This window comes from Bacillus carboniphilus (assembly GCF_039522365.1).
GTDB classification, from domain to species: Bacteria; Bacillota; Bacilli; order Bacillales; family JC228; genus Bacillus_BF; species Bacillus_BF carboniphilus.
Genome location: NZ_BAAADJ010000019.1, coordinates 79,195 through 90,288 on the forward strand (window position 1 = coordinate 79,195; position 11,094 = coordinate 90,288).

Here is an 11,094-nt window from a genome sequence, read left to right on the forward strand (position 1 = left end):
ACAAAAGTCCCTTTTAAATCTAGGAAAGAGACTTAATTGAGTGAGCAAGCTCTAATTTCTTAAGTATCCCTCAAAAACGGCACTTCATAAATCACTCCCCCCCTACACAATTTTCCCATCCACCCAAACCATTGACCCTACCTTCCTTCATTCTGTAAACTAGAGGCAGTGTGTAAAAAAAGGACTGATAAATATGAAAATGAACCTTTATGGTATAAATGATGAACGGCTAGTTAGACCCCTACAGTTGATTGCTGATTTATTTTATGAAGAATGTGAAGTGCAGTGGGCGGACGAGACCACGGAGGAGATGGACTTTTCGATTACGGTTGATATCCAAAGAGAAAAAACTGGATTCCAAGTGGATGTCATTTTGAAAAATCACAAGTCTGGCACCAAGCAAACAGAAAGCTCTGCCCGTGATTGGCCTAGCCAAGACCTGTCTGACAAAGACGCTTTTAAACTAATAAAAAGAGAAATATCAAGATGCTTCTTAAAAACATTACAAACTGAAACAGGCATCGTTCAAAAATGGGGATTCCTCACAGGAATTCGCCCGACAAAATTGCTTCATAAAGAAATGCAAAACGGCACGCCGATTCAACAGGCCCACCAAAAACTAAAAGAAGAATATATGATTCAGGATGAAAAAATTGATCTCATGCAGCAAATTGTAGAAAGACAGCTTGCGATGATTCCTGACCTTTATAGCCTCAAAAACGAGGTTAGCATATATATCGGGATTCCATTCTGCCCTACAAAATGCGCTTATTGTACGTTCCCAGCTTATGCCATTAACGGAAAACAAGGGAAGGTTGATTCCTTCTTGGGAGGACTGCATTTTGAAATCAGAAAAATTGGTGCGTGGTTAAAAGAAAAAGGAATCAATATCACGACGATTTATTACGGTGGAGGGACTCCGACAAGTATTACAGCTGAAGAGATGGATCTCTTATATGAGGAAATGTACACCTCGTTCCCTGATGTCAAAAACGTTAGAGAAATTACGGTGGAAGCGGGAAGACCAGATACTATCACGCCTGCTAAACTAGAGGTACTGAATAAATGGAACATTGACCGAATCAGTATTAACCCTCAGTCGTACACGCAAGAAACGCTAAAGGCTATTGGGCGACATCATACGGTTGAAGAGACAATTGAAAAGTTTTGGATAGCAAGAGAGCACGGTATGAAAAATATTAACATGGACTTAATTATTGGATTACCAGGGGAAGGGACGGCTGAGTTAGCTCATTCGTTAGAAGAGACAGAAAAGCTCATGCCAGAATCTTTAACTGTTCACACTCTCTCATTCAAAAGAGCTTCCGAGATGACAAGGCATAAGAGTCGCTATAAAGTGGCAGATCGTCCGGAAGTAGAACGGATGATGGACATGGCGAGTGAGTGGACGAAAGAACATGGATATGTTCCTTACTATCTCTATCGTCAAAAAAATATCCTCGGGAACCTCGAGAATGTAGGATATGCGTTTCCAGGACAAGAAAGTCTATACAACATCATGATTATGGAAGAAATGCAAACCATTATAGGGTTGGGATGTGGAGCGTCCTCTAAGTTTGTACATCCGGAAACAGGGAAGATAACGCGTTTTGCTAATCCTAAAGATCCAAAATCGTATAATGAAGGCTTTGAACATTATACGGATGAAAAGATAAAGATCTTGGAAGAACTATTTTCAAGCGTTCCAGCCAAAAAATAAATACAAAAAAGGCGCCAAGCATTAAGAGGGCGCCTTTTCAATTTAAGTATGAAACAACAACAATTTCCCTTCAGGTGAAGTACAACGGTGTGTCTTTTCGAGTAGGTTTTGACTCGTTAGCATTTCTGTTCCTTTTTCTTTTGCTTCTGTATCATTGGCAGCTTCGAAAGCTTCGTCTAAAATTTTCTCACCATTTTTTTCAAAGACTGTTAGTTTATAAGTTTTCATAGCATCACCTTTATCCCCTTTGATTTTCTTCATTATGTAATAATTCTGTGAAAATATCAATCCATCCATTGTGTTTATGGATATTTATGGGTATAGTAAAATTTGGTTTTATGGGAACCTAAAGTTGTGAAGTTCGTATATAAACAGAGAGAAAAGGGGGCAAAACAACGATGAGTTTAAAGATTAGTAATGTTACGAAACGATTTGGTAGTTTTACAGCAGTCAATGATATATCACTTGAAATCCCCGAGAGAGAAATATTCGGATTCCTAGGTGCCAATGGGGCAGGGAAAACAACCACGTTTCGGATGGTTCTCGGATTATTGGATCCAACAGATGGACAAATTACATGGAATAAACAAAAGGTTAGCTACGATATTACAAATGAAATCGGCTATCTTCCTGAAGAAAGAGGCCTTTATCCTAAACTGAAAATTAACGACCAACTTGTTTATTTGGCAAAACTAAAAGGCATGAATAAGACTGAGGCCACATCAGAGCTGAAAAAATGGTTGGATCGTTTCAAAGTACCTGAGTATTTTAATAAGAAGGTTGAGGATTTATCTAAAGGGAATCAGCAAAAGATTCAATTTATCTCAGCTGTTCTACATAAACCAAAGCTTTTAATCTTAGATGAACCGTTCAGTGGATTAGATCCTGTCAATGTAGAGCTTTTAAAGGAAGCGGTGGTTGAGTTAAAGAACCAAGGAACAACCATCGTTTTTTCAAGCCATAGAATGGAGCACGTAGAGGAATTGTGTGAAAACCTGTGTATTATGCACCATGGAAAACCAGTTGTGCACGGTGGACTGAAAGAAATCAAACGTGCATTTGGTAAAAAGAATGTTTCCGTAGTAGCAGACTTTGATCCAGGGTTCCTAAAAGACGTGCCAGGGGTTCTAAAAACTAAACAAACTGCAGCAGAATCTGTTTTCCAAATTGAAAGTGAAGAAGTTGCTCAAAAGATGTACAACGAACTGGCGGGCAAAGGGTTTGTAAGAAAATTTGAATTAGAAGAACCATCTTTAAATGATATTTTTATAGAGAAAGTAGGTTCATCTTATGAATAAATTCTGGATTGTATTTTGGCAAACATACTCATCGAAAATCAAAGCTAAATCATTTTTGATTGTTACCTTAATTGCAGTGGGTGCCATTTTACTGATGACTAACATCAATAATATTATGGATTCTATTGGTTCTGATTCGGACTCGGCTAGTAAGATTGCAGTTGTTGATGAAACGAATGAGGTATTTGAGTCACTTCAGACACAACTGACCATGATGGAAGAAGACATTAGCCTCGTAAAAGTTGAGAGCGATGAAGACCTGAAAGCTCAAACATTAGAGGGGGAGTATGAGGCATACGTAACCATTACGCTTGATGAAAATCAGCTTCCTCAAGGTACCTATTATGCCCCAACTATTGTGGAAGCGATGACTGCAGGTATGATTGAAGGGGCCCTCCAACAGATTAAGGGACAAATGGCTGCCACGCAGTTAAACCTATCAGCTATGGAGCTTGCTTCATTAAATAGCCCGGTCCAATTTGAAAAAGTAGCGTTAGAAGAAAACGCTAAGTCTGAAGAAGAGTTAAATAGTGCACGCGGGATAGTGTATGTACTTCTTTTTGTCATTTATTTCTCCGTGATCTTGTATTCTTCAATGATTGGCTCAGAAGTAGCAACGGAAAAATCTTCAAGGGTCATGGAATTGTTAATCTCAAGTGTGTCCCCTGTTCAACAGATGTTTGCGAAGATTTTAGGAGTAGCTTTACTAAGTATCACTCAGTTAGGAATTATCCTAGGTGTTGGTTATTATTCTGTTAAACAAAATCTTCAATCGCTAGATTCCGGATTCTTTGAATTCTTTGGTTTCTCGAACATGCCAACATCAACGATTGTTTATGCGATTGTGTTCTGTTTACTAGGATACTTTTTATATGCGACCCTGTCTGCGTTTCTTGGATCCATCGTAAGTAGAATTGAAGATTTACAACAAACGTTAATGCCAGTCCAATTCTTAGTTATGATTGGCTTCTTTATCGCCATGTACGGTTTAGGTAACCCAGATACACCAATCGTTACGGTTGCATCCTATATCCCATTCTTTACACCTATTTTGATGTTTATGAGAGTGAGTATGCTTGAAATTTCAGTTGTTGAGATCATGGCAAGTATGGCAATTATGATTGCTACAATTGGAATATTGGCTTGGTTCGGTGCGAAAGTGTATCGTGGTGGAGTACTGATGTACGGCGCGAAAAATTCGTTAAAAGAAATTCGAAAAGCACTGCAGATTTCGAGGAATAACTAGAGATGTGGAAAGCTCCCTTTTAGCGAGGGAGCTTTTTTTGGTGTAGGTATGGGTGCAGAGGGGGTTAGTTCTGAAAAAAAGGTGGCGAGTTCTGAAAAAAAGGTGGCGAGTTCTGAAAAAAAGGGGCTGAGTTTTGAAAAAGAGATGTCGAGTTGTTCTTTTTTTTCTCCACACCAAAACTAGGACGTAAAACTTACTTATGTTCTACTTTTCTTTCCTCGGCCTTAAAACTAGAACATAAACCGGATTTTCGTTCTCTTTTTTCTTCCTCGACTCCAAAACTAGGACATAAAACATACTTATGTTCTACTTTTCTTTCCTCAGATTTAAAACTAGAACATAAACCGGATTTTCGTTCTCTTTTTTCTTCCTCGACTCCAAAACTAGAACATAAAACTAACTTATGTTCTACTTTTCTTTCCTCAGATTTAAAACTAGAACATAAACCGGATTTTTCTGAAAAAGAGGGGGCGAGTTCTGAAAAAGGGGTGCTGAGTTCTGAAAAAGAAGTGCTGAGTTCTGAAAAAGAGGTGCTGAGTTCTGAAAAAGGGGTGCCGAGTTCTGAAAAAGAGGAGCTGAGTTCTGAAAAAGGGATGCCTAGTTCTGAAAAAGAAGTGGCGAGTTCTGAAAAAAGAGGCTGAGCCTTGAATTTAGAAGTAGACCTGATGAGAGCAATGTTATAAACTATTTTATCGAACGTGCATTCGTATTTAATGTTTGGTAGAATAAGCTAAAAGGAAGTTTGACAGAGGAAGTGTCGTATGAAAGAGGTATCGTTTATCCACACAGCGGATCTTCATTTAGATAGTCCATTTGTAGGCTTGAAAAATCTTCCTTCTGCCCTTTATGAGCGGATGAAGGAAAGTACATTTTCTGCCTTTCGCAACCTAGTCCAATATGCCATTGAAAAAAGAGTTGATTTCATTTTAATCTCGGGTGACCTGTATGATGGTGAGGACAGAAGTATCCGAGCACAGCTTCGTTTTAAAAGAGAGATGGAAAAGCTTCATAATGCCAATATTCGTGTCTTTGTTATTCATGGAAATCATGATTTCTTAAATGGTTCTTGGACCCAGATCAAAATGCCAGATAATGTTCATATCTTTAAACCTGAGCCGGAAGCAGTTGAATTCAATCTCGAAAATGGAACCCATGTTTCGGTCGCAGGCTTTAGTTATGCTAAAAGGCATGAGATGGATCATAAACTAAGTCAATTTCCTACTATAAAAGCTGACTTAAAAATTGGGATGCTACATGGACATGATGGAACGGCAACAGACCATTTGGCTTACGCACCTTTTCGGATAAGTGATTTGCTTACACTCTCTTATGATTACTGGGCATTAGGGCATATCCATACAAGAAAAGTGCTGCATGAGGAACCTTATATCATTTATCCGGGAAACATTCAGGGCAGACATGTGAATGAGCGAGGAGAAAAAGGTTTTTACCATGTGACGTGGACACCAACAAACCAGGAAGCTCATTTTGTTAGCTGCCAGGATATTGAGTGGAGAAAAGAAACTCTTATTGTCTCTGAAACTAATGAGCCAGACGAGCTAGTACAGTCCTGGCATCAAATACTTAATCAAATAGAACAGGAAACAGACAGAGCATTTGTACGGCTAGAGTTAGAGTATAAGGGGGAACCTTTTGCAAGCACAAAACAATTTATTGAATCGGGCCACTTTTTGGAAGTCTTACAGGAAGAAGACATACTAGACGAAGAAAGCTTTGTTTGGGTAAATGAGGTCCGTGTCAATGAAGTACCAAGTGAGAAGGGGCTCACGGACCATCCGTTTTTAACGTGTTTAAAAGAGGTCATGGAACAAGAGCATTTGCCAAATGAATTAGACACGCTGTTACATCATAAAAAGGCATCACGTTTCTTACAAGAGATTCCTCAGCTCGAACTAGAGGAAATAAAAAAGGAAGCTATGAAAGTATTACTTCAATCCCTACATAGCTAAAGGAAGGTAATCTATGTTTATTAAAGAGCTGAAAATATATAAGTATGGAAAATGGACGAACACACACTTTCCTGAGATGCCTTCCTTTACTCATTTTCAAGGAGGGAATGAAGCAGGCAAGTCTACTCTGACCTCCTTTATCTTAAGTGTATTATTCGGTTTTCCTACCAAAAGAGACGACCGGTTTAGACCAGTTTCCCCATCTTCAAATGGAGTAGGTGGCATGCTTTTAGTTCAATGCCCTCAGAACGGGAATGTTCAAATTGAAAGAGTGTTTGGGAATAGGGCAGAAGTAGTCGTTACGTTAGAGGATGGCACGATTAAAGGAGAAGAGTGGCTGAAGGATTGGTTAGGTGGAGTAGATCGGTCATTATATGAGCAAATATACTTTTTTAATCTAGACGGCTTACAACATGTACATAAGATTCAACCAGAGGACATTACTCGATTTTTACTTTCTGCTAGTACACTCGGTTCAGAAAAGCTATTCCAGGTAGAAAATGAACTGTCCAAACAATTAGACACTCTTTTTAAACCACAAGGAAAAAATCCGGAACTGAATCAACAGCTAGCAAGGTTATTGGAGTTAGAAGCCAAGCTAAGGGAAAAGAAAAAGGGAATTGATCAGTACGATCAATTACTAGAGCGACAACATGAATGTCTTGAACAAGAAAACAAACTAACAACTGAAATGAACAATTTACAGCCTAAAATGGAAAGGGAGAAGGCATTTATTTCATCTCTTCCTCTCCTAATAAAAGAAACACAATTACAAGAAAAAATAGCGGAATATGAAGATTTGTCCTTTCCTGAAAAGGGTTTAGAACGTTGGAAGGAGTGGAGTCATGCCTTAAAGCCACTTTCGGCTCAGGAGATTTCACTGAAAGAAAAGCTTGAGAGCAACCGCTTAAAGCTATCTAAATTAAGTGATCCTATACTGCTTCCTGATAGAAGTAAAATAGAAGTTTTAATCGAACAAGCACCATTATTCAACCGGGATACAGAAACTGCTTCCGAACTGGAAACGAAACTACACCAAGTAGAAGGAAGGATTCAAGAGTACAGAGAACAGTTAAATATTGAAGATTTATCCACTTTCACTTGGAAAAGCTCGGATCTTAAAGAGGCTGAAATTTTATATGAAAAATACACACAGACTGAGAAACTACTATATGAGAAAAGAAATCAGGTAAAAGAGGAACAGCAGAAAGTTACTCATTCACTAGAGAAAGAAGCCCTTCTGAAGCGGGAGATTCTGAGCCCTCAAGAGTATGAAAGAGAAGAAGGTATGGTGATTGAATGGGAAACGAAAAAGTCCATTGAGAAGGAACGAGGAGCCATTGAAGAAGAAATGGCTCTCCTTGAACAAGAAAACCAACAACAAAAGAATGCCAACGCAAAAAAGAACAGAATAGAAAGGATCCTGTTTGGAGTTGTTGCTGGACTTTGCTTATTAGGAACTAGCCTATCGATCATAGAAAGTCAGTGGTCACTTGCTGGTTTAAGTGCCTTATTATTTTTATTTGTTGGATTTGGCTGGCAATATATAAAGCGCAACCAGGCCGCTTATAATCATACAGAAAGCAGGCGTTCTTTTTTAGAAAAGCAACTTCAGAAGTTAAAAGAGAAGGAACTGGATTTCACTTGTACGGAAGACATGTTTTTTACAGCCAAAGGAAAAGTAAAGCAGCACGAACAAGCTTCAGAGAATATTAGGGATCTCCAAAATAAACTAAAAGAGCAAACCTGGTATGCTGAAGAGATAAAGAGTGAACAGAGGAAATTAGAAGACCAACTAGACGCACTTGAAAACCAGTTAGCCAATCTTTACACGGATAGAACGGGTCAAAGTCCACTTAATCTTAGCCGGTTTTCTGTAGAACTTCCCATTATTCAAGGGATTTACCATTATGTATCCGAAAAAACGAAGCTTCAAACGGAGAGGGATCAGCTCATCCAACGAATAGAGCCATTTCAAAATGAACTGCAAGTGTGGGCTGATAAACTTGGAATATCCGGAACTTACCAAAGTATTTTAGCAACGATAAAGGCAGCTCTAGAGAAGGAGAAAGATGTAGAGCGAAGGAAAAAACACCAACAGGATATTCTGGACGATTTGCAATTCCAATTCCAGAAGGTTCAGCAAGAAAAGAATTTGATTCACGAAGAATTAAAAGCGCTGATGAAAAAAGCCTCCGTACCAGATGAGGAAGCATTCTTTGAAAAGGCCTATAAAGCTTCGGAGAGAGAGAAAGTATCGAAGCAATTAGAAGCTGTTCAAGAACAATTAGCCTTAACCCCTTTTACAAGGGAGGAAAGGCAAAGCTGGAAAAAAGATCAATTTGCTAATCCTTCAGAGAAGCTAGAACTTCTTGAAGAAAGGGAAAAGGAAATCCAAGCTGAGCTAGAAAAAGTACGGAAAGAAGCTATTTCTTTAGCTTATCAAATTGAGCAAATTGAAGATGGCGGTTCCTATATCGACTTACTCCACCAATACCATCAAGAAAAGGCTTCATTTCAGGAAGGTGCAAAAAAGTGGGCTGTCTATTCTCTGGCAAGGAGCTGGCTTCAAGAAGGAATGGTACAGTTTAAAGAAGGGACATTTCCGAAGGTATTGGATCATTCAGAAAAGCATTTTAAAGTACTAACAGACTTCAATTACGAAAGGGTCCAGTTTTCTTCTGATAATCAGGAGCTTCTTGTCCAGCATACATCGGGTAGTTGGTTCCCAGCCCATGCTTTAAGTCAAGGCACGAAAGAGCAATTATATGTGGCCCTACGCTTTGGTTTAATTGAGGCTCTTTACCCGGGCTTGGCATTACCTATCATTATTGACGATAGCTTTGTTAACTTTGATTCAGTGCGTGTTTCAAAGGTCATTGAAACTTTGAGGGATTTGAGTAAAACTCATCAAATTATTTTTCTGTCTTGCCACCCACAATTGGCAGAGCACTTTACTGAGGAAGAAATCATTCATTTAGAAAGAATACAGAACACGTCAGCAGTAGGCTAGACTGTATGGTAGCAAAGAGGCGAGAATGACATTCTTGCCTCTTCCAGATGAAGGAAGATTCTGCAACTGGATGAAGTCATGTCTGTTTCATAGTAGAATGAGAGAAAAGAAGACTTATACAAGTGGAGGGGAGAACCATGTCAAAAGGAATTACTTTTGCAGATGTTGGTGAGCAAGTCGAACAATATTTACTTATTAAAAACGTTACAAAAGGCACCACGAATACGGGAAAGCCTTTCTTAACCTTGATTTTACAGGATAAGAGTGGAGAGATTGAAGCGAAGCTATGGGATGCTTCGGAAGAGGATGAAGCCTCATTTTTACAACAGACGATTGTTAAAATTTTGGGAGATATTCATAGTTACAGAGGAAAGAACCAGCTCAAAATACGTAAAATTCGTACAACCACTGACCAAGACCATGTGTCTATTGCAGATTTTTTAGAAACAGCTCCTCTACAACAGGATGAAATGATATCGAAAATTACCCAATATATTTTTGAAATGAAGAATCCAAACATCCAGCGAATTACAAGACACCTGTTAAAGAAACATCAACAAAGCTTTCTAGAGTTCCCAGCAGCAACGAAGAATCACCATGAATTCGTCTCAGGGTTGGCCTTTCACGTCGTGTCCATGCTTGACCTTGCAAAGAGCTTATCAGCTTTATATCCATCGTTAGATACAGATTTACTTTACGCTGGAATCATTCTCCACGATTTAGGTAAAACAACAGAGCTTTCAGGAGCCATCTCTCCATCTTATACAACAACCGGACAGCTTCTAGGTCATATTACGATCATGGTGAATGAAATTGGACAAGCTGCGGAGGAGTTAGGAATTGAAGGAGAGGAAGTAACCGTATTACAGCACATGGTGTTATCTCATCACGGAAAAGCAGAGTGGGGGAGTCCGAAACCACCTATGATCCGTGAGGCAGAGCTTCTTCACTATATTGATAATATTGATGCCAAAATGAATATGCTAGACCGAGCGTTAGAAAGAACCAAGCCAGGAGAATTCACAGAACGAATCTTCCCATTGGAGAACCGCTCGTTTTATAAGCCGGCTTTTATTAAATAAAATGTAACCAAGTACAGATCCTCTCGAAATGACTTTTTTGAGGGGGTTTTTATTTTGGCTGTTATCGCATACATTGTTGTTTTTAGACGATAGTTGATTCTATTAACAAAGGAAGTTGATTTCCGTTGCAGGTGCTTGCTTTCCGCGGGCGGTCCGGGAGCCTCCTCGTCGCTTACGCTCCTGCGGGGTCTCCCTTGTCCCTTCCTCCCGCAGGAGTCAAGCACCTTCCACTCCAATCAACTGCGGTTAAGCCATATGTGCAAAATAACCAAAATTTATACGAAAATAGCCTTTTGTAAATAGGGATGTGAAAATAAGGAACAAAACTTTTGGTAAGTTATTTTTCCTGGCGGGGATATACATCATAAAAACTAGGTAATGGTATATTACACGCTTCCTTCGCATACTGTGTAATATAAGCATTTGGACAACCAGTGAAGGAGTGAATAACTTGGAGGTCCCTTTTTGGATTATCTTAGTTGTAATCGGTATTATTGCCAGTGGCTTCATGACAGTCAAAGCAAGTAGGGAAGAGAGAAAAGAAGAATTAGAGTATATTGAAAAAGAAGGGGAAGTTTTCCTCGAACGCATGGCAAAAGAAAAAGAAAAGAAGCGTCAATACTCTTCATAAAAAAGAGCCCATCCGTAGATGGGCTCTTGTCTTTGTGCGCCCAGCATGGGTGCAATCTATAGGGTGCAAGTCCCGAACTGTGAAGGCAGAAGTAGCAGTAGCTTAACGCAAGGGTGTCCGTGGTGACGCGGAAT

At 39.3% G+C, this 11,094-nt stretch carries 9 protein-coding genes; 8 read left to right on the forward strand and 1 reads right to left on the reverse strand.

Annotation, left to right across the window (positions count from 1 at the left end):
* The first annotated feature begins 193 nt into the window (after positions 1-193).
* Positions 194-1,720 (forward strand): coproporphyrinogen III oxidase, encoded by a 1,527-nt coding sequence (locus tag ABDZ91_RS09615; RefSeq protein WP_343798470.1) that lies wholly within the window; start codon positions 194-196, stop codon positions 1,718-1,720.
* A gap of 42 nt (positions 1,721-1,762) precedes the next feature.
* Here ABDZ91_RS09615 and ABDZ91_RS09620 read toward each other — a convergent pair whose 3' ends face one another.
* Complete coding sequence (locus ABDZ91_RS09620) at positions 1,763-1,948, reverse strand: YhzD family protein (protein WP_343798486.1); 186 nt, start codon at positions 1,946-1,948, stop codon at positions 1,763-1,765.
* 170 nt (positions 1,949-2,118) lie between these two features.
* Here ABDZ91_RS09620 and ABDZ91_RS09625 point away from each other — a divergent pair, with 170 nt between their 5' ends.
* The 7 genes from ABDZ91_RS09625 to ABDZ91_RS09655 all read left to right on the forward strand — a co-directional run bounded on the left by ABDZ91_RS09625 (position 2,119) and on the right by ABDZ91_RS09655 (position 10,960).
* Positions 2,119-3,018: an ABC transporter ATP-binding protein gene (locus ABDZ91_RS09625; protein WP_343798472.1), complete on the forward strand. Its 900-nt coding sequence runs from the start codon at positions 2,119-2,121 to the stop codon at positions 3,016-3,018.
* Positions 3,011-4,264: an ABC transporter permease gene (locus tag ABDZ91_RS09630; protein ID WP_343798474.1), complete on the forward strand. Its 1,254-nt coding sequence runs from the start codon at positions 3,011-3,013 to the stop codon at positions 4,262-4,264. Before ABDZ91_RS09625 ends, ABDZ91_RS09630 begins: the two co-directional genes overlap by 8 nt.
* A gap of 152 nt (positions 4,265-4,416) precedes the next feature.
* Positions 4,417-4,905: a hypothetical protein gene (locus ABDZ91_RS09635; protein WP_343798476.1), complete on the forward strand. Its 489-nt coding sequence runs from the start codon at positions 4,417-4,419 to the stop codon at positions 4,903-4,905.
* Between the two features lie 120 nt (positions 4,906-5,025).
* Positions 5,026-6,234: a metallophosphoesterase family protein gene (locus ABDZ91_RS09640; RefSeq protein WP_343798477.1), complete on the forward strand. Its 1,209-nt coding sequence runs from the start codon at positions 5,026-5,028 to the stop codon at positions 6,232-6,234.
* 13 nt (positions 6,235-6,247) lie between these two features.
* On the forward strand, positions 6,248-9,247 hold the full coding sequence (locus ABDZ91_RS09645; RefSeq protein ID WP_343798479.1) for an AAA family ATPase: 3,000 nt from the start codon (positions 6,248-6,250) through the stop codon (positions 9,245-9,247).
* 137 nt (positions 9,248-9,384) lie between these two features.
* On the forward strand, positions 9,385-10,329 hold the full coding sequence (gene yhaM, locus ABDZ91_RS09650; protein ID WP_343798481.1) for a 3'-5' exoribonuclease YhaM: 945 nt from the start codon (positions 9,385-9,387) through the stop codon (positions 10,327-10,329).
* A gap of 442 nt (positions 10,330-10,771) precedes the next feature.
* Positions 10,772-10,960: a sporulation YhaL family protein gene (locus ABDZ91_RS09655; protein ID WP_425541816.1), complete on the forward strand. Its 189-nt coding sequence runs from the start codon at positions 10,772-10,774 to the stop codon at positions 10,958-10,960.
* The last annotated feature ends 134 nt before the right edge of the window (positions 10,961-11,094 follow it).

Coding starts and splice junctions, on each gene's coding strand:
- ABDZ91_RS09625 (WP_343798472.1), top strand. CDS start 2,119: ATGAGTTTAAAGATTAGTAATGTTACGAAACGATTTGGTAGTTTTACA.
- yhaM (WP_343798481.1), top strand. CDS start 9,385: ATGTCAAAAGGAATTACTTTTGCAGATGTTGGTGAGCAAGTCGAACAA.
- ABDZ91_RS09615 (WP_343798470.1), top strand. CDS start 194: ATGAAAATGAACCTTTATGGTATAAATGATGAACGGCTAGTTAGACCC.
- ABDZ91_RS09640 (WP_343798477.1), top strand. CDS start 5,026: ATGAAAGAGGTATCGTTTATCCACACAGCGGATCTTCATTTAGATAGT.
- ABDZ91_RS09645 (WP_343798479.1), top strand. CDS start 6,248: ATGTTTATTAAAGAGCTGAAAATATATAAGTATGGAAAATGGACGAAC.
- ABDZ91_RS09630 (WP_343798474.1), top strand. CDS start 3,011: ATGAATAAATTCTGGATTGTATTTTGGCAAACATACTCATCGAAAATC.
- ABDZ91_RS09620 (WP_343798486.1), bottom strand. CDS start 1,948: ATGAAAACTTATAAACTAACAGTCTTTGAAAAAAATGGTGAGAAAATT.